Raw genomic sequence first — 19,229 nt, forward strand, 5'->3', positions numbered from 1 at the left:
ATCAACCTCCCATCTTTGCAAGGCTGGCAAGATCGGGCAGATCGAAGATCGACAGATCCGCAGGCCGAACGGGTGCCGTGGTGCGAATGCCTGCCCTAAGCTTGGCGGAACGGGCGCGCGGATTGATCTCCGCCTCCTCTTCGCTTGCTGCAATCATCGGCTTGCCTACGGCATCGAAAATCGCTGGCTTGGCAGCCACCATCGGCATGTGGCGCGAGCCCGCCGCACGGTCGGAACGATCCGCAAAATACTGTTTGACGATACGGTCTTCCAGCGAATGGAAGGTGACGACGACGAGACGACCGCCCGGCTTCAGCGCCCGCTCTGCCGCAAACAGCGCCTGCGCCAACTCGCCGAGTTCATCATTGACGAAGACGCGCAGTGCCTGAAACACCCGCGTTGCCGGATGTATCTTGTCCTTGGCCTTGCGCGGCGTGACGATTTCGATCAGCCCGGCCAGATCCCGCGTTGTGCGGAAGGGCTCTTCGGCACGCTTCTTTTCAATGGCGCGGGCAATACGGCCCGGCTGCTTTTCCTCACCGAGAAAGCCGAAAATACGGATGAGGTCGGAAACCTTGGCGCGGTTGATGACATCTGCCGCCGAAACGCCGGATGCGGACATGCGCATATCCAGCGGGCCGTTTTTCTGGAAGGAGAAGCCGCGCTCGGCTTCATCGATCTGCATGGAGGAAACGCCGATATCCAGCACGACGCCATCCAGCCCTTCGGCTGGCGCATGGTCGGCGAGATTGGAAAACTGAGACTGGATCAGCGAAAGACGCCCGCCATTGGCCGCAACCAGGGCCTGTCCGCCCGCAATTGCGGTGGGGTCGCGGTCCAGTGCAATAACGTTAGCGCCCTGATCGAGAATGGCCTGGCTGTAGCCGCCTGCACCAAAAGTGCCGTCGAGAATGACTTTGCCGGGCGCTGGCTGCAGCGCGCTCAAGACTTCATGGAGAAGAACCGGAATGTGGCGAACCGGTCCGCCACCGGCTTCAGAAGATCGTCCGCCAGAATTCGCCGTCATTCCGTTTCCCCGTCCTATCCGGGGCGACCAGCGGTAAAACCGCGCCCCGTTCTTGCCGCCTTTTGCGCCTCGTGAAACGCTTCCGGCTGCCACAACTGAAAATGATCCGCCCGACCCACAAAGGTCACTTCGGTGGTGATGTTGGCGAATTCCCGAATGAAATCCGTCACCATCAAACGCCCTTCGGAATCGAGCTTCATGAAAACGCCGCCACCGTGAACCAGCAGCGACATCGCGTTCGCTTCCGGCGAGAACGCATCCATGGAGGCGATCTGCCGTTCGTATCGTTCCAGCAAGTCCGGGCCGCCCACGCTGATGGCCGGAAATGCAAAATCCTGGAGACAATAAAGCTCCTGAATGCCGCGCTCCACCAGAACCGAACGAAACAGAGACGGAACCGAAACGCGCCCCTTGGCGTCGATCCTGTTTGTCACGTTCGATAAAAACCGACCCATTCTTAAACCTGCCAAAGCCGCCGAATGCAGAGACGAAACTTGCACCGACCGGCAACACCGTTACGCACGACACATCGCTGACCGGTAGGACGTAATGCCCATCGGACCCTTGCAGGCCTCTCCGTTTCAGAGATTGCGGGTCAAAAACACGACCCTTTGTGGTGTGCATTTGGGATACCATGGGACACTTTGGGCGTCAATGGGAGAAGCCAGCAGGATGCCAGCTTCGGATCGAACATTCATATCCCGTTAAGTTTAACGAATGGTTTACCGTGTTCATTCAAGCACTTGCGCAAAGACAATAAAAAATTGCCCCTGAAATCTTATTTCAGGAACAATATCAAATGCTTATACACGCTGAAGACGTGGGCCTTAAGACCCTGCAATAAAAAGGAATTTGCCAGTTGGCCTGTAAGCCGGGTTCTGTATGGCCCCGGTTTGACCCGGAACGTGGCAGCCATTCATCTGGGACGACATTTGCACGCCGCCTCTCGCAACCCACCCGGATAACTCGCCCAAAAACCGGCTGTAGATACGCTTGCGCGCACCCCGCGTTATCCCTATTCGGTCTTGCTCCCGGTGGGGTTTACCATGCCACCCCTGTTACCAGCGGCGCGGTGGGCTCTTACCCCACCCTTTCACCCTTACCACCTGAAAGGTGGCGGTCTACTCTCTGCGGCACTTTCCCTAGGGTCGCCCCCGCCGGACGTTATCCGGCACCGTGTCTTTGTGGAGCCCGGACTTTCCTCACCCTACCGTCTTTCGACATTGGTAAAGCGCGGCTGCCCGGCCAACTGGCACGGGCTCCTTAGACGGGTTCGACCGTGAAAGCCAACAGAAAATCCGCAAACGCATTATTACGAAGAGAAAACCGGCGCGAAATCCGCTTCATAGCCGGTATCAATGATCCGCCCTTCGACCAGAAGCTCCGCACCCAGCCGCCCGATTTCATCGGAGCTTTTGGCAGCAGCACCGCATCCGCCGGTCAGCACTGCGATGTTGGACGAGGCCGTGTAACCGATGGCCGGAAATCCGCTCGGTGTATAAGACGTCACGCAGGCCGCCATAGACACGCGCGTTGTGTCGATCAAGGGGATCAGGCTATCGATGATCTCAACGAAATCATCGCGAACGGTTGCGTTTCCGCCTGAACGGAACCAGTCACGAATCTCGCGGTCTGTGCGCAACGGGACATCCACGGGCTCGCCGCCGATCTTCAGATAGAACTTCCCATCCGGGTAACGCACCGGCGGCAAGAGATAGATGTGCTCGCGCGGGTCGGCAGGCTCATAGATCAGCGATGGCATGCCCGCATAGCGATGCAGCTCTTCCTTGGGAATTTCAAAAAACGCTACCGTGCGGGCATAGACTTCCATCTCTAGCGCCTGCGGCAACAGCCCATCGGCAATGGAAAAACCACCCGCCGCAACGATCACCTTCTCTGCGGTGTAGGTTTGGCCAGACGCCGTCGTCACAGTCGCAACTCCACTCTCCTCCCGCACACTGATGGCGATGTCATCGATCCGCATCACGCCGCGCTTTTCAGCGCTGACGATCTGCGCTCGCACCAACTCGCGCGGATTGACCCATCCGGCATTGCTCTTCTCGAACACGCCTTCGCATCCGTTCTCGAAAGCAAAGTAGGGAAAGCGATCCGCAAGCGTCGCGTCATCCAGAACTTCGGTGTCGACACCCAGCGTCTCCGCCGCCGTGCAGACATTCTCGACATAGGAAAATCCCGTACCGCGTTTTTTGCCCACGATCAGGCAGCCGACTTCGCCGTAAAATTCTACACCGCTCTCGCGCTCGATCTCGCCGTATCGGGCGATGGAGCGATTGGCGAGGCGCGCCCAGTCGGCGTTGCTATCGATGGTGCGGGTAATGCGCGCCGCATCATAGTGGCTCGCAAAAACGCCGGTGTGATTTTTGATGTCCGCCGGCTCACGCGGCCCGATCAACGCAATTCCATCCCCGCTTCCCGCCAGATGCCGCGCCGCAGCAGCCCCCATCATACCCGCACCGACCACGATATATTTGAACTGCGTTGCCATGTTCGAGCTCACCGATTTTAGACTCTGGTACAAGGAGTTGTAGCGGTTTGCGGATTCGATTCCAGAGGTTTTGGGTTCGATAATAACAAGTGCTGGTGGGCGTGGCTTATCCCCCTTGTAACTTCCCCTCACCGTCATTTGGCGTTTTAATGCCGGTTGCGGTGGCGGATGTGAGACCGAGACCCCCTGGGGACACCAAGCCCCTGGCAGAGCCCGGTCGTACATCCGCCACCGCAACCGGCATTAAAACGCCAAATGACGGTGAGGGGAAGTTACAAGGGGGGTGAGCCACACCCGCTGCCGTTCGCTTCACACAAACACCGGCCCCACCTGCCCCGCAAAATCCTCCTCCGTCAACTGCCCATCCAGCAACAACACCGAACCCAGCCTGCCAATCTCATCGGAAGACTTGGCCGATACGAAATTGCCCCCCGTCAACGCGGCGATGTTGGAAGACTGCGTATAACCGACATAGGGATATCCGGTGCGGGTGATGGATGCGACGCAGGAGCCTGACGTGACCGGGCAGCCCTCAAGCTTCGGCATGAGTTCGATGGCGCGTTTGACCAGAAACGCCACCTCGCTCGCCGTCCCGTCTGAGTGAAACCAGCGCACCGCATCGTCCAGCGTTTCCAGCCTACCCTTCTCGCTCTCGCCGCCAATCTTCAGATAAGTCTTGCCATCGGGATAAAGCACCGGCGGCAGAATATAGAAGATGTCATCGGCGTTTTCCGCCAGCACGATGGTGGACGGCATACCCTCGAAATCGCGCTGCTTTTGCTCGTCCAGTTCGAAAAATGCAATGGTGCGGCCAGTTGCCGCCATATCAACTTTCGAGGGCAGAAGATCGGCCATATTGGTGAAGCCGCCCGCCGCAACGATCACCTTGTCCGCCGTGTATCGCCGCCTATCATGCGTCACCACCGCGACACCGGAAGCCGTGTCATCGATACTCACCACGGTCTCGCGGATCAGCGTGGCACCCTGGCTTTCGGCAATCGCGACCTGTGCTTTCACCAGCGCGCGTGGATTGACGTAGCCGGCATTGCGCGGCTCGAACCAACCTTCGTAATCATCAGGCAAAGCAAACATCGGGAAACGCGCTTCGAGTTGCGAGGCAGCATATTCCTCGACCTCAAGTCCGAGCCGGTCCCGCGCCGCCATGGCACTATCAACATAATCGCCGCCCAGCCCTTTGCCGTTGCCGGTAAAGAGGCAACCCGCCTCGTGATAAAACCGAATGCCGCTTTTGGCTTCGATCTCGGGATAACGGGCAATCGAACGCTTCGCCAGTTCCGCCCAGACAGGATCACCATCGAAACCGCGGGTAATGCGTGCCTCATCGTAATGGCTGGAAAAGACGCCCTTGTGGGTCTTGATATCCACTGGCTCGGCAGGCCCGATCAAGGCCACGCCATCCGTCTGCGCTGAAAGATGGCGGGCCGCTGCCGCCCCCATCATGCCTGCACCGACGACGATATATTTGAAGTCCGGCATTTCACGTCCCCACAGTCCTCATTCCTGTGCTCGTCGCAGGAATCCAGTCAACCCAAGTCCGTGGGTTGAAAAGACTTTCTACAGCCGCGCAGACGCGCGTCTACTGAATTCCGGTCGCAAGCACAGGAATGAGGCTGGTTGAGTGAATCTAGCCTGCCAAAATCGCCTGCACCTTGCCGCAATAGCGCTTTGAAACCGGGTTCATGCGCGTGGCGCCGTGGCCAGCATTGTAACGCAGAATCGTGCTGCACACCTGCCCGCCACCAAGCTGGTGGGCGGTTGCCAGATATTGCATACCCCAGCGGATATTGGTTTCGGGATCGTAGAGCGCCTTGGTGGTGCCGCGATAGCCCATCATGCGCGCCGTAGCTGGCTTGATCTGCATGAGCCCGACTTCACCGGCGCTGCCGCGTGCCTTGGGATTGAACTTGCTTTCGACCGATATCACCGCATGAGCCAGATTGGTCGGCACGCCGTAGCGCTTGGCGTATTTGACGATGAGATCGGAGTAGTCATTCTGCAACGTGGTGGGAAGAGATTTCTCTGGAATGGGGTAGCCAGGCTTGCGGAAATAGGTTTCCAGCGACACGGTTTTGGTTTTCACTTCATCTTTGGCAAAAACAATTCCACTCTGCGCGGCCAGCATGGCAAGACAGGCCGAAACAGCAACAATGACTCTTCTCATTAGTATTAAGGGTCTCCGGGCATGAGGATTGCCGGGCTCTCCGTGCATAGCGGGGCCAACCGGATAGTTCATCGGAACGATCCGTCACAAGTCCTCATCATTAATATTGACGACCTTTGTTTCACATCGAAACATGTCGCGGTTTGGTGAGGCTTATAAAGAGGCGTAATAAGGATTTACTGTGGCAAGGCAGAAAAAACGATTATCGGATACGATTTTATCGGAACAATTTTCTGCGAAACGCGTTCAAACGCTTCTAAATTTCGGCAGCGCCGAGATCAGCCGGTGCAGCGTATCGATGGTGGAAAAGTCCGCGATCCCATCCACAAGAGCAGGCCGGAAATGACGCTGAAAGGCCGCCACCGCTCCCTCGGTTTTGTCGCAATAACTACCTGTTATTTCAACACCGTATCCATAAAGCGACAGCATGGATTGCAGGGCCTCCACCGGCTGGCCGCCATCGCCGCGCTGAAAGAAACGACCGCCGCCGATCGGCGCAGGCGCGACCCAGTGGCCGACGCCGTTCTGCGACAGGATGTCCCACGGGAATTTCTCGCCCGGATCGATCTTGCGGACCGGCGCAATATCGGAGTGACCAAGCACGCGTTCCGGCGCAATGGACCACCGCTCGCCGCAATCGCGACATAATTCGATGACCGCCTGAATCTGCGCTTCAGGAAAGTCAGGCAGCCCGGCAGGATGCCCCGCATTGGCGATTTCGATGCCGATGGAGCGAGAGTTGATGTCGCTTGCGCCATCCCAAAGACTTTTGCCCGCATGCCATGCCCGACGCGCTTCCGGCACCAGCTGCATGACGCGACCATCCTCGAAAACGAAATAGTGGCTGGAAACCTGGCTTTCGACATTACACAGCCATGATAGCGCGCTGTCGGCAGTGCCCATGCCGGTATAATGCAGAATGATCATGTCAGGCGCACCGACATCGACGCGTTCGCCATGGTTTGGCGAGGGTACCACGATGGCCCCCTTATAATCCGCGATGAAATCACTCATGCGACGCGGCGTTCTTTCTCGATAGCAGCGTAAGCCGCGTTGAGAGCCGCCATGCGCTCATTGGCGGCCGCATGCAGTTCCATCGGCACGCCGCGCGCAATCAGCTTGTCGGGATGATGCTCCGCCACCAGCGAGCGATAACGCTTGCGAATATCCATGAAGTCATCGGCAGGCGAAACGCCAAGCACGCGATAAGGGTCGCGACCGTCCATATGTACGTGCCGCGCCATGATCATCTCGAAATGGTCTTCGGTGATTCTGAAAATCTCGGCGATGCGTCCCAGAAACGCCAGTTCGCGCTCATGAATAAGGCCATCCGCCTTTGCGATGTGGAACAAACCGTCGATGACGCTTTCCAGCATTTCGCAATTCTGATCACCGGAACCGCAAAGGCCGGCAAGCCGCTCAGCATAGGCCTCGTAACCGGCAACGTCCTGACGCGCCAAATTATAGAGCCGCGCGACGTTTCTGGCTTCTTCCTCGGGAAAGTCGAAAATCTGACGAAACGCCTTCACTTCGGCATCGTTGACCATGCCATCGGCCTTGGCCATCTTTGCAGACAGCGCGATGATCGCAACAGAGAAGGAAACCTGACGGCGTGTTTCCGGGTCGCCCTCGAACACGGTTCGCACCGCCTCTATCACACGCCCGAGCACATTGCCTGCCGCATCGCCGATCGCGCCGAGCAGCCGTTCCCACAGCGATGAAAGTTGCAAACAGGCGAAATCGTACATCATGCCTCCAAGCATACGGCCCGATTTGCTGAATGCAATATGCATAACGGTCGCATGTCATTAACTTTTATTCATCTTGAGATCACATCGGCTCGTACCGATTCCCATTACGTCGCCGAATGCAAAGCGGTTTTCCACAGGCGGAGATAACGGTCGAGAACACGATGCCAATTGAAACGATTATATCGGCTAACTCCTTCAATCGCTTTGAAATTTGGCCATTTTCTTGAGAAATTCACTTTACATGCCACAATCTGTCACGCATCCATTTGCCACACGACATCTTTGGAACGAACACGAAGGAGTGCCACGATGGCCAAACATAAAGTCGCAATGTTGACCGCAGGCGGTCTCGCACCCTGCCTCTCCTCTGCCGTGGGTGGCCTGATCGAACGCTACAGCGACATCGCGCCAGACATCGACATCGTGGCCTATCGCTCCGGCTATCAGGGCGTTCTTCTGGGCGACAGCGTCGCCATTACAAAAGACATGCGCGAAAAGGCGCACCTTCTGCACCGCTATGGCGGCTCACCCATCGGCAACAGCCGCGTAAAGCTGACCAACGCCGCAGACTGCGCGAAGCGCGGCCTCGTCAAGGAAGGCGAAAATCCCCTCGCAGTGGCTGCAGATCGCCTTGCCAAGGATGGCGTCACCATTCTCCACACCATCGGTGGCGATGACACCAACACAACGGCAGCAGATCTTGCCGCCTATCTCGGCGCCAACGGCTATAACCTCACGGTCGTCGGCCTGCCAAAGACGGTCGATAATGACGTCGTGCCGATCAAACAATCGCTGGGCGCATGGACAGCCGCCGAAGTCGGCGCGAATTTCTTCGACAATGTCAGCAATGAGCAGAGTGCCGCTCCCAAAACCTTCGTCATCCACGAAGTCATGGGCCGCCACTGCGGCTGGCTGACGGCGGCCACGGCCCGCGCTTACATCCAGAAGACCAAGGGCAATGAATATGTCGAGGGCCTTCTGATGGGCGAGCAGCTGAAGGGCATCGATGGCCTCTACCTGCCGGAAATGGCATTTGACATTCAGGCCGAGGCGGAGCGCCTGAAGAAGATCATGGAAAAGACCGGCTTCGTCACCCTCTTCGTGTCGGAAGGTGCGGGCCTCGATTCCATCGTTGCCGAGCGTGAAGCCGCAGGCGACACCGTCAAGCGCGATGCCTTCGGCCACGTCAAGATCGACACGATCAATGTCGGCGGCTGGTTCCAGAAGCAGTTCGCAAGCCTCATCGGTGCAGAACGCACCATGGTGCAGAAATCAGGCTACTACGCCCGCTCCGCCCCGGCCAATGGCGAAGACCTTCGCCTCATTCAGGGCATGGTCGATCTGGCGGTAGAAAGCGCTCTCAACAAGGTCTCCGGCGTCACAGGTCATGACGAGGATCAGGGCGGCAAGCTGCGCACCATCGAATTCCCGCGCATCAAGGGCGGCAAGCACTTCGATTTGTCGGCAAAGTGGTTCGGCGAGGTCATGGACCACATCGGGCAGCCATACAAGGCGGCATGATCACGACGCGCAAAGCTTCCTTAAGCCGTATTATGCGCCTAAGCTAAAAAACTGTGGCGCAAACACACCGCTCCGAACCTTATCGGTCATCGGCCTAGAAATCCGTTTCGGTTTCTGGGCCGATGCTGTAGTCTGAAAGAAAATGACGTCGGGGAGGGCAAGGAGGAAAGCATATGTCCGCACAAGTCTGGCTGATCTTTTGCACAGCCTGTGTGATTCTGTTCGCATTACCCTCGCCCATCTCCTTCAAAGTCGCGAGCTACGCTTCCATTCGTGGCAAAGTTGCGCTCATTGCCGCCGTCACAGGCGCAACCCTTGGCGTCGTCACCACGGTCACGGCAGCGTCCATCATTGTCGCTGGCGCAGAATTTCTTCCCTCTCCCGTCCTTTCTATCGTGCAATGGACCGGCACTGCATGGCTGATGCTGTTCAGCCTCTGGACCATTGCAACGCCTGCCGCGCGTGAAGCCAATGCGGATAACGACAATCTGCGCGGAAAAAGCTTCGGAACCACCTTTACTGATTGCTTTGTGCTGGCGGCGCTTCGCCTGCGTTATTTCGGCTTCTTCGTCGCGTTTCTGGTCCAGTTCGTCAACGGCACCCGCGATGTCGTTGAAATGGTATCACAAATGCAGGCCGTGGTGTTGCTGGTTGCCTTCGTGTGCCTTCTCGCCCAAGCCTGTTTTGCGCGCTTCACCATCCGCTCGGTGCGGCGCATGTCTGCAACAAAAAAGCTGAAAAACCCCAGAAGAACCCACTTCATCGCCGGTCGCGCCGTCACTGCCGGATACCGTCGAATCGCTGCCTGAAGCCTGGGTAAAAGTCGCGTCTTGCCGGAATCCTTACGATAGGTTAATGATCGCTGGATAGGGACTGCCTGCTTCGCTTGAACGGCGGTATCGAAAGACAGGCGCACTCAAAGGCGGCAGCATGAAAATTTCAGGCAATTTTCGTCGAAAATCGGCGCTTCTTCTGTCGTCAACCGTCTGCGTTGCGTTGACCTTGGCAGGATGCACAAGCGTCGAAGTGGCATCGAAAAGTGACGCCGTCCAACCGAAAATTGCCGCAACCACACCAACATCAGCTGCCCCCACCACACCCGGCACCCCCGCCGAAGCGCAGACACAACAGACGGCAGCAGCCACGACGGCCACACCGGCTGGCACAACCGCCGCTCCTGTCGAGGTCGCAGCCAACACCGCAACGGAATCGCTTCCCACGGCAGCAGCCGTCAAAGGCGGGCGCGTAGCACTTCCTCCCGCGTCCGAAATCGCAGCTGCTGCTGCAGCCATCGACGCACAAATCCAGCCGCATGCCGAAACGACGCAGGTCGCGCTGGCAGCACCTGCGGCGGCAACGCCTGCAACGACCGCTGTCATGCATCAGGCAAACAACGCAGCCCTTCCGCAGGTCGTCGCATTGAAGGGTGGCTTTCCGCCCGCACCCGGCGCGCCGGGCACACCCTCTGCCGCAGCCATTCCTCTGACCGAAGACATGATGAAGCAGCAAAGCGTCGTTCCGGTACCTAAGCCGCAGGGCGCGATGCTCGCCTATGCCTCGGCTCCGCAAAATGCAGCGTTGGCCGCCATCAGCACGCGTGAAAGCCTCACGACTGCGCCCGATGCCCCAACAATGATGGGTCGCCAGCAGCTCAGTGGCCTCATCACCAAATATGCCACCATGTATGACGTTCCCGAAGACCTGGTACACCGTGTGGTCATGCGCGAAAGCCGCTACAATCCCAGGGCCATCAATGGCGGCCATTTCGGCCTCATGCAGATCAAACACGCCACGGCCCGCTCCATGGGCTTCGATGGCCCCGCTTCCGGCCTGTTCGACGCGGAAACCAACCTGAAATACGCAGTGAAGTACCTGCGCGGCGCATGGCTGGTGGCCGATAATGATCGTGATAACGCGGTGCGGCTGTATGCCCGTGGGTATTACTACGATGCCAAGCGCAAGGGCATGCTGCACGTGTTGCGGAAGTAAGTCTTTCCAAACGTTTCAAGTTTGAATGCGGGGCCTACCCACCCTCTGCCCTGCCGGGCATCTCCCCCTCAAGGAGGGAGATCGGTTAGACGCGCGCACCCAACTCTATCCGCAGCCTTTAAGATGATCGAGACCTAGCCACGAGTCGATCTCCCCACCTGTGGGGGAGATGGTCGGCAGACCAGAGGGGGGTGAGCCAAGCCCACCACCGCTCAATGCAGCATCCCCACCCCGTCATCAAACTGTTGCGTCTCACCGCTAAACGCCTCTCAACCGAATGAGAGGTGGAATCAGATGACGAGTGTCGCGCCGAAAACCGGTTTCAGCAAAAACGTAAAACTCAAAACAGCACTGCTTCAGCACAAGGCCCTGTCCACCAGCGGTCTGTCGGAGCGCCTATTCGGCGTTTTGTTTTCCGGTCTCGTCTACCCGCAGATATGGGAAGACCCTGACGTCGACATGCACGCCATGGAACTGCGCGAAGGCCACAGCATCGTCACCATCGGCTCGGGTGGATGCAACGTGCTCGCCTACCTGTCGCGCAATCCGTCGCGCATCGATGTGGTGGATCTCAACCCGCACCATATCGCGCTCAACAAGCTGAAACTGGCCGCCTTCCGCCATCTGCCTGCGCATGGGGATGTCGTGCGCCAGTTCGGCGTGGCAAATGTCCGTTCCAACAGCGATGGCTATGACCGCTTCATCGCGCCGCATCTGGATGCGCAAACCCGCGCATACTGGTCGAAGCGCACACTGAGCGGTCGCCGCCGTATCTCCGTTTTCGATCGCAATATCTATCGCACGGGACTTCTGGGTCGTTTCATCGGCGCAGGTCACGTCCTGGCTCGCCTGCACGGCGTTGATTTGCGTGGTATGGCCAATGCGCGCTCGATGGACGAACAACGCCGGTTCTTTGACGAGAAGGTCGCCCCCCTCTTCGACAAGCCTGTTATCCGCTGGCTGACGAAGCGCAAGAGCTCGCTGTTCGGGCTGGGCATCCCGCCGCGCCAGTATGACGAACTTGCCAGCCTCTCGGACGGCAATACGATTGCGCCGGTCCTGCGCGCTCGCCTTGAAAAACTGGCCTGCGATTTTCCATTGAAGGACAATTATTTCGCCTGGCAGGCTTTCGCGCGACGGTATCCACAGTCGCAGGAAGGCGCCCTGCCCGACTATCTGCGTCAGGACTATTATGATGCCATTCGCAACAACGCGTCGCGGGTCAACGTCCACCACGCCACCTTCACCGAATTGCTTGCCTCCAAGCCTGCTTCCTCGGTCGACCGCTACGTGCTGCTGGACGCACAGGACTGGATGAGCGATGCGCAGATCAACGAGCTATGGTCGCAGATCAGCCGCACGGCGGCGGCAGATGCCCGCGTGATCTTCCGAACCGCTGCTGAAAGAAGCGTGATCGAAGGGCGCCTGTCGCCGGATATCCGCGCACAATGGTCCTATCTCGCCGAACGTTCTCAGGAACTCAACGCACGTGACCGCTCTGCCATCTACGGCGGCTTCCATATCTACCAGAGGACATCAGCATGAAAACCGTCGGCGATCATATCAGCCTGGGCGATGTCAAACATGCAAACCTGATGGACCGCATGTACCGCCACCAGCGGCACATCTACGACATCACCCGCAAATATTACCTGCTGGGTCGGGACACCACCATCGACAAGCTGGATGTGCCGCAGGACGGAAACCTGCTGGAGGTCGGCTGCGGCACGGGGCGCAATCTGCTTCGCGCTTCGAAGCTCTATCCGACCGCGAAGCTCTATGGCCTCGATATTTCCGCTGAAATGCTGACGACGGCTGCGGAAAACTTCGGTGGCCACCGCGAGCGTCCAGTGCTGCGCGCGTCCGATGCGACAAGCTTCAAGCTCAGCGAATTTTCCCGCAGCACCGGTTTTGATCGCATCATGATTTCCTATGCCGTATCGATGATACCGGAATGGGAAAAAGCGGTCGAACGCGCCATACAGTCCCTCGCTCCCGGCGGCTCGCTGCATATCGTCGATTTCGGTCAGCAGGAAGATTTGCCACGCTGGTTCCGCACCCTGCTTCAGGCGTGGCTCACCAAGTTCCACGTCACACCGCGTGCCAATATGCGTTACGTGCTGGAAGCCCTGGCTGGCAGCCACAATGCGACCCTAGAGTTTGAGCCTATCGCGCGAGGATATGCGTGGCGTGCGGTGCTGACGCTGCCGAAGGGCTGAGGTCGAAACATAACACATGGCAGTGGGTGTGGCTTACCCCCCTCTGTCCTGCCGGACATCTCCCCCACAAGGAGGGAGATCGGCTAGACGCACCGACGTCGCTTCAATCTCGACGACAGAGTTTGCCGAGAGCTCTCCGCGATTCGATCTCCCCACCTGTGGGGGAGATGTCCGGCAGGACAGAGGGGGGCTAGCCACACCCACTGCCGTCTAATGACGTGCGACCCAACCGCGAACGGCTACATTTCTCCACACAGCATCTTGCCATAACGGCTTGTTTACCCTGTTATGGTAAACAGGAGATTACGGCGCTTCTCACCAAGCAGCCGGCGGGAAAATCATACGTTCTGGGATCATCATGCAGCGGCTACTTCCGGCTCTTTTCGCGTCTGTGCTCATGCTGAGCGGCTGCACCTCCACCAGTTACGATTTTCTCGAAACCGCTTCGGTCGCAAAGCCGCGCTTCAAGGACAACGACCCGCAGGATTTCGGCTCGAAATCGCCGCACAGGCATGAAGTCCACGGCATCGACGTCTCGAAGTGGAATGGCGATATAGACTGGGCGACCGTGCGCAAATCCGGCGTCGCCTTCGCCTTCATCAAGGCCACCGAGGGTACGGACCGTGTTGATGCGCGCTTTGACGAATATTGGCGCGAGGCGTCTGCCGCGGGCGTCCCGCATGCGCCCTATCACTTCTATTATTTCTGCGCGACGGCAGATGCGCAGGCCGACTGGTTCATTCGCACCGTACCGAAGGAATCGATGAAGCTGCCGCCGGTTCTGGACGTGGAGTGGAACCCCGCCTCCCCCACCTGCAAGACGCGGCCCTCGCCGGATGTCGTGCGCGCAGAAATCCAGCGCTTCCTCACCCGCATCGAAAAGCATTACGGCAAGCGCCCGATCATCTACACGAGCGTGGATTTCCATCGCGACAATCTCGTCGGACAGTTCAAGAGCTACCCCTTCTGGGTTCGCTCGGTCGCTGCCCATCCCGGCGAGATCTACAGCGATCGCCAATGGGCCTTCTGGCAATATACCGGCACCGGCGTCATACCCGGCATCAGCACGCCCACGGATATCAACGTCTTTGCCGGTTCCGAGAAGAACTGGCGCACATGGCTGGCCTCCACCTCAAAGACCGGAAGCTGACGAGATCAGGCTTGATTTTTCGCTGAATTCCGGCAGATGTGCTGCGAAATAATCGCATTGCGTGGGAAACAACATGCTCCCTTGGGGTTTTCCACCATCTTGCCCACGCTTCTGCCACAAAACTTGGCAAACGCATGGTCTCACACCCATTTGAGGAAATTCTGATGTTCAGCTTTTCGCCCCGCAGCGTCGCACTTGCTGCCACCGTCTTCACATTGTCTTGCGGTTCCGCACTGGCCGTCCCCCTCGTCACCTCGCCGGATGACCCAAAGCAGGTCGCCTGCGGTGGCGACCTCAACACCTTCCTGCAAGGCGTAAAAACCGAAGCGGTCGGCAAAGGCGTTACGGCAGAGGCCGTCGACAAGGCGCTGGCTGGCGCGCAGATCGACCAGAAGGTCCTGTCACGCGACCGTGCACAGGGCGTCTTCCGCCAGACCTTCCTCGAATTCTCGCAGCGCACCGTCAGCCAGGGTCGCCTCGATCTCGGTCGCAAGAAGCTTCAGGAATATTCCGCCGCCTTCAAGCGCGCAAACGACGAGTTTGGTGTGCCAGCCGGCGTCATCGCCGCCTTCTGGGCGATGGAAACCGATTTCGGCGCCGTACAGGGCGATTTCAACACCCGCAACGCGCTTGTCACGTTGTCTCACGACTGCCGCCGCCCGGAACTTTTCCGTCCGCAATTGATCGCGCTGACAGAAATGGTCCAGCATGGCGACCTTGACCCCGCCACCAACACCGGCGCATGGGCTGGTGAAATCGGCCAGGTGCAGATGCTGCCCAAGGACATCATCGCTTTCGGCGTCGATGGTGACGGCGATGGCCACATCAACGTCAAGTCCAGCAGCCCCGACGCCATTCTGACAGCCGCCAAGTTCATCCAGCATCTCGGGTTCAAAAAGGGCGAACCTTGGATTCAGGAAGTATCCGTGCCGGAAAACCTGCCATGGGAAAAATCCGGTCTGGGCGGCACGCTGACGGCTGGCGAATGGTTCAACCTTGGTGTGACCCCGCGCGACGGCGACAAGGACTTTGCTGCTCTGCCCGCAGCCCTCATCCTGCCGCAGGGCCGCAAGGGTCCGGCCTTCATCACCTACCCCAACTTCAACATTTATCTGGAATGGAACCAGTCCTTTATCTACACGACCTCGGCTGCCTATTTCGCCACCCGCTTCATGGGCGCACCTGTATACGCCAAGGGAAATCCTGAGCCTGGCCTTGACGACGCAGCCATGAAGGAATTGCAGACCAAGCTCGATGCCAAGACGCATGACGTTGGCAAGATCGACGGCATTCTGGGCTCCGGCACACGCATCGCCGTACAGCGCGAACAACAGCGCCTCGGCCTGCCCGCAGATGGCTGGCCGACCCGCGCTTTGCTGAACGCACTCTGAGTCCAGCGTCCGCCATTTCAAAACGCCACCTGGCGCAAACCAATCGAACGGCCGTGGGTTAACCATGGCCGTTTACTTTTTTTCGCAATTCGCACCGCATTTTACACACTGTAATATAACTTGTTTTTCAACGCATTGGCGGCAAAACGCTGATAATTCATGCGCTTGCAGTGTGCACCGCGTCATAGAATTCGCTTTTCAAGAGACACAAAACGGTCATAATGCTTACTGTCAACGTAAAGGAGGCAGAGCATGGGACTTACAAATTCTCTTAATGCCTTAGCAGTCGGTGTTGCGTTTGCGTTTGTCGGGGTGATGCTTTTCATCTGACACGCACCAAGGGGTATCGCACACCCGGTAGTTGATTATCATTTGCCATTAAAAAAGCGCAGGTTTTCAGAACCTGCGCTTTTTTCATTATCGACCTTGTCGTGCCTTATGCGGCGGACCGTCTCAAGGGCCGGAAACCGACATTTTCCAGAACCGCATTCACCAGAGGCGCGCGGTTCATAGTGTAAAGGTGAAACTCGTTGATGCCGCGCCGCTGAAGGTCGAGTATCTGCTCGGCAGCCACCTCTGCGGCCACCCGCGCACGCGCTGTCGGTTCGTCATCCAACCCGGCAAAACGCTCATCCAGAAAGGCTGGCACGCTCGTGCCGCAGCGCCCGGCAAAACGCTTCAACTGCGTCAGGTTCTGGATCGGCATGATTCCTGGCACGACAGGAATGGTAATGCCTGCCTTGGTCACGCGCTCCATGTACCGCTCGAAAATCTCGTTGTCGAAAAAGAACTGTGTCAGCGCGCGCGTCGCGCCGTTGTCGGCCTTACGCTTGAGCATGTCGATATCGACGGCGTCGCTCTCGCTTTCGGGGTGTTTCTCAGGATAGGCCGAAACCGAGATTTCAAAATCACCGATATCCCGCAAGCCGCGCACCAGAGCAGCGGCATTCTCGTAACCCTGCGGGTGCGGCTTATAGTCGGTACCGATGCCTGTGGACGGATCGCCGCGCAGCGCCACGAAATGCTTCACGCCAGCGGCCGTGAATTCCTGCACCACGTCATGGACATCCTGCTTGCTGGCATCGACGCAGGTCAAATGCGATGCGGTAGGCAGGTCCGCCACCGATATCATTCTCTGCACCGCCTGCAACGTCGGCGCCTTGGTGCTGCCGCCCGCGCCATAGGTCACAGAAACGAAGTCCGGGTTCCAGCGCGAAAGCTCTTCGACCGTTTCCCACAATTGCACATCCATATCGGCATTCTTCGGCGGGAAGAACTCGAAGGAAAGCTTGAACGAACCGCCCGTGTGACGGTCTGCCTCGGTAATTGTCATCTCATGCCCTCCCGGCGGAAAGAAGAGGTACGTCGATCTGCTCCTGCCCTGCGATCAGCAGGCGTGGATCACGCGCAACCCAGATTGTCACATCGAGCGACTGAGCCGTCGTCTTGCCGGAATGCAGATCGACAGACTTTTCCGGCGTGAGACCGGATTTTTTCAGCCACTCTTCCATGGTTTGATGCGAGAAGCCCAGACGCACATGCGCGTGGTCTTCGCGAAGATATTCAAGCGAATGGGGCGCCAGATCGATGATCACCAGACGTCCATTGGGGCGCAGCATGCGTGCAGCTTCCGCCAGCGCCATTTCCGGGTGATCGAGGAAGTGCAGAACCTGATGCACCACGACAAGATCGAAATCCTGCCCTTCCAGCGGCAGGTTCAAGATATCGCCATGCCGTACGGAGGCGTGGGCAACTCCGGCCTTATCCAGATTGGATCGGGCAACGGCGAGCATATCGCGGCTGGCATCGATACCAATCGCGCGGCGATAGGTACCGCTCAGCAACTGCAGGATACGTCCCGTACCCGTGCCGAGATCCAGCATCGAGTCGACCGGAGTTGTACCGATCAGCTTCAAAAGCGCGGCTTCCACGGCATCATCGCTGACATGCAGGCGGCGCAGCTCATCCCACGCAGATGCGTTGCGGCTGAAATAATCCTGCGCGCGCTCTGCCCGCACACGCTTGACGGAAGAAAGCCGTTCATGATCGCGCAACAGAACAGCGTCGGTCGGAGACGCAACGGCCAGTAACTGCTTGATCATCTCGGCAGACTTGCCATCCTGCTTCAAACGGAAGTATGCCCAGGCACCTTCCTGATAGCGGTCGACAAGGTCCTCTTCGGCCAAAAGCTTCAGGTGGCGCGAAATGCGCGGCTGTGATTGCCCGAGGATTTCAGTCAGGTCCGTTACCGTCAGGTCGCCCGCAGCCAAAAGCGCAAGCAGGCGAAACCGCGTGGGCTCTCCCGCCGCCTTTAACAGTCCTACCAGATTATCAAGCCCTAGAGCCAAATCGCAAACCTCAAGCCAATCAACATATAAAGATATCTTTATACGATTGACGGCCGATTGCAAGTCGGCATTGGAGTTGCGACCCCAAAAATCAGAAGATCCAAGAGGAAGCAACCAAGCGATGTTACTCCAGTAGGACGGCTCCCGTTCCTTCTCTACCGCGCATATCACCTGGATTGCGCAGAGGGCAGTCCTTGACCGACAGGCATCCGCAGCCGATGCATCCCTCAAGCTTGTCTCTCAATTGCGTCAGCCTGTTGATTCGCTGCTGCAATTCTGCTCGCCACAGGCCAGCCAGAGTTTTCCAGTCTTCGGCATCCGGTGTGCGCCCGTTGGGCAATGTCGACAGGGCATCGCGAATATCCGCCAGCGGTATGCCTGCTTGTTGAGCGATTTTGATCACCGCAACGCGGCGCAGCACCTCTCGGGTATAACGACGCTGGTTACCGGCATTTCGCGTCGATCGCAACAGGCCCTTTGCCTCGTAGAAATGAATGGCAGAAACGGCGACGCCGCTGCGTCTGGCAACCTCTCCAACAGAAAGCTCACGGTGAACGTCCAATTTCACATTCATATCTCTTGACCTCAACCTTGGTTGAGGTCCTATGAACCCAGTCAGCTCATCAATCAAGCGTCTGGTGTGGTACCCGGCGCATCACCAAGGAGTTGACCATGATCCCGGTACAGGGCCTTTACGAAACCCATCTGACCGTTTCGAACCTCGAACGCTCGATTGATTTTTATCGCAGTATACTCGGCCTGGAGTTGGCACACAGAATTCCAGAACGAAACGTGGCGTTCTTCTGGATCGGCGGGCGTGAAACCTCCATGCTGGGGCTTTGGTCCATTCATAGCTCGCCCCTGCAACTCAAACTTCACATCGCGTTTCAAACGACACTCGATCAGGTCATCCAGTCTCCTGACTATCTGCGCTCGAAAGGAATCACACCACGTGACGGCTCTGGCGTAGAAATCGATGAGCCGAGCGTTTTCCCCTGGATGCCATCGGCCAACGTCTATTTCGACGACCCTGATGGGCATTCTCTGGAATATATCGCCATCTTGTCTGGACAGGCACGACAAGACATACCCGGAATGATGACGCTTTCGCAGTGGAACAGCCTGTAGATCGAAAGAATCACCAA

Annotated in this window: 18 protein-coding genes and 1 other RNA gene; 8 read left to right on the forward strand and 11 right to left on the reverse strand. The window is 57.9% G+C overall.

Annotation, left to right across the window (positions count from 1 at the left end; genetic code table 11):
• Position 1: 1 nt before the first annotated feature.
• From rsmH to ASF29_RS07840, 8 genes are all read right to left on the reverse strand, one after another.
• Positions 2 to 1,027: a 16S rRNA (cytosine(1402)-N(4))-methyltransferase RsmH gene (rsmH, locus tag ASF29_RS07805; protein ID WP_062450123.1), complete on the reverse strand. Its 1,026-nt coding sequence runs from the start codon at positions 1,025 to 1,027 to the stop codon at positions 2 to 4.
• Between the two features lie 14 nt (positions 1,028 to 1,041).
• A complete protein-coding gene (gene mraZ, locus ASF29_RS07810; RefSeq protein WP_062450124.1) occupies positions 1,042 to 1,482 on the reverse strand; it encodes a division/cell wall cluster transcriptional repressor MraZ in 441 nt (146 codons plus the stop codon).
• Positions 1,483 to 1,878: 396 nt separating this feature from the next.
• Positions 1,879 to 2,280: RNase P RNA component class A (gene rnpB, locus ASF29_RS07815), an RNA gene on the reverse strand.
• A gap of 59 nt (positions 2,281 to 2,339) precedes the next feature.
• Positions 2,340 to 3,533, reverse strand: coding sequence for an FAD-binding oxidoreductase (locus ASF29_RS07820; protein ID WP_062450125.1), 1,194 nt, complete (start codon positions 3,531 to 3,533; stop codon positions 2,340 to 2,342).
• 309 nt (positions 3,534 to 3,842) lie between these two features.
• Positions 3,843 to 5,030 (reverse strand): FAD-dependent oxidoreductase, encoded by a 1,188-nt coding sequence (locus ASF29_RS07825; RefSeq protein ID WP_062450126.1) that lies wholly within the window; start codon positions 5,028 to 5,030, stop codon positions 3,843 to 3,845.
• Positions 5,031 to 5,178: 148 nt separating this feature from the next.
• Positions 5,179 to 5,715 carry a lytic transglycosylase domain-containing protein gene (locus tag ASF29_RS07830; protein ID WP_062450127.1) on the reverse strand — a complete coding sequence of 179 codons (537 nt, stop codon included), beginning with the start codon at positions 5,713 to 5,715 and terminating at the stop codon, positions 5,179 to 5,181.
• A gap of 246 nt (positions 5,716 to 5,961) precedes the next feature.
• Positions 5,962 to 6,729, reverse strand: coding sequence for an N-acetylmuramoyl-L-alanine amidase (locus ASF29_RS07835; RefSeq protein WP_062450128.1), 768 nt, complete (start codon positions 6,727 to 6,729; stop codon positions 5,962 to 5,964).
• Positions 6,726 to 7,466, reverse strand: coding sequence for a DnaJ family molecular chaperone (locus ASF29_RS07840; RefSeq protein WP_062450164.1), 741 nt, complete (start codon positions 7,464 to 7,466; stop codon positions 6,726 to 6,728). Before ASF29_RS07840 ends, ASF29_RS07835 begins: the two co-directional genes overlap by 4 nt.
• 309 nt (positions 7,467 to 7,775) lie before the next feature.
• Between ASF29_RS07840 and ASF29_RS07845 the strand changes: the two genes are divergently transcribed.
• From ASF29_RS07845 to ASF29_RS07875, 7 genes are all read left to right on the forward strand, one after another.
• The gene (locus ASF29_RS07845) at positions 7,776 to 8,987 is read left to right on the forward strand and encodes a pyrophosphate--fructose-6-phosphate 1-phosphotransferase (protein ID WP_062450129.1); all 1,212 of its coding nucleotides are present in this window, start codon (positions 7,776 to 7,778) and stop codon (positions 8,985 to 8,987) included.
• A gap of 173 nt (positions 8,988 to 9,160) precedes the next feature.
• Positions 9,161 to 9,796 carry a hypothetical protein gene (locus tag ASF29_RS07850; protein ID WP_062450130.1) on the forward strand — a complete coding sequence of 212 codons (636 nt, stop codon included), beginning with the start codon at positions 9,161 to 9,163 and terminating at the stop codon, positions 9,794 to 9,796.
• Positions 9,797 to 9,917: 121 nt separating this feature from the next.
• Entirely contained in the window at positions 9,918 to 10,976 is a 1,059-nt protein-coding gene (locus ASF29_RS07855; RefSeq protein ID WP_062450131.1) for a lytic transglycosylase domain-containing protein, read from the forward strand.
• Between the two features lie 294 nt (positions 10,977 to 11,270).
• The gene (locus ASF29_RS07860; RefSeq protein ID WP_062450132.1) at positions 11,271 to 12,521 is read left to right on the forward strand and encodes a DUF3419 family protein; all 1,251 of its coding nucleotides are present in this window, start codon (positions 11,271 to 11,273) and stop codon (positions 12,519 to 12,521) included.
• Positions 12,518 to 13,195, forward strand: a complete 678-nt coding sequence (locus ASF29_RS07865) for a class I SAM-dependent methyltransferase (protein ID WP_062450133.1) — start codon at positions 12,518 to 12,520, stop codon at positions 13,193 to 13,195. Before ASF29_RS07860 ends, ASF29_RS07865 begins: the two co-directional genes overlap by 4 nt.
• 358 nt (positions 13,196 to 13,553) lie before the next feature.
• On the forward strand, positions 13,554 to 14,345 hold the full coding sequence (locus ASF29_RS07870; RefSeq protein ID WP_062450134.1) for a GH25 family lysozyme: 792 nt from the start codon (positions 13,554 to 13,556) through the stop codon (positions 14,343 to 14,345).
• 164 nt (positions 14,346 to 14,509) lie between these two features.
• Positions 14,510 to 15,736, forward strand: coding sequence for a lytic murein transglycosylase (locus tag ASF29_RS07875; RefSeq protein ID WP_062450135.1), 1,227 nt, complete (start codon positions 14,510 to 14,512; stop codon positions 15,734 to 15,736).
• Positions 15,737 to 16,172: 436 nt separating this feature from the next.
• Here ASF29_RS07875 and metF read toward each other — a convergent pair whose 3' ends face one another.
• The 3 genes from metF to soxR all read right to left on the reverse strand — a co-directional run bounded on the left by metF (position 16,173) and on the right by soxR (position 18,658).
• Complete coding sequence (gene metF / locus ASF29_RS07880) at positions 16,173 to 17,069, reverse strand: methylenetetrahydrofolate reductase [NAD(P)H] (protein WP_062450136.1); 897 nt, start codon at positions 17,067 to 17,069, stop codon at positions 16,173 to 16,175.
• Position 17,070: 1 nt separating this feature from the next.
• Entirely contained in the window at positions 17,071 to 18,084 is a 1,014-nt protein-coding gene (locus ASF29_RS07885) for a metalloregulator ArsR/SmtB family transcription factor (RefSeq protein WP_062450137.1), read from the reverse strand.
• 124 nt (positions 18,085 to 18,208) lie between these two features.
• Positions 18,209 to 18,658 carry a redox-sensitive transcriptional activator SoxR gene (gene soxR / locus ASF29_RS07890; RefSeq protein WP_062450138.1) on the reverse strand — a complete coding sequence of 150 codons (450 nt, stop codon included), beginning with the start codon at positions 18,656 to 18,658 and terminating at the stop codon, positions 18,209 to 18,211.
• Between the two features lie 98 nt (positions 18,659 to 18,756).
• Here soxR and ASF29_RS07895 point away from each other — a divergent pair, with 98 nt between their 5' ends.
• Positions 18,757 to 19,212 carry a VOC family protein gene (locus ASF29_RS07895; RefSeq protein ID WP_062450139.1) on the forward strand — a complete coding sequence of 152 codons (456 nt, stop codon included), beginning with the start codon at positions 18,757 to 18,759 and terminating at the stop codon, positions 19,210 to 19,212.
• The last annotated feature ends 17 nt before the right edge of the window (positions 19,213 to 19,229 follow it).

It is taken from the genome of Rhizobium sp. Leaf262, assembly GCF_001422245.1.
In the GTDB taxonomy this organism is placed as follows: domain Bacteria; phylum Pseudomonadota; class Alphaproteobacteria; order Rhizobiales; family Rhizobiaceae; genus Agrobacterium.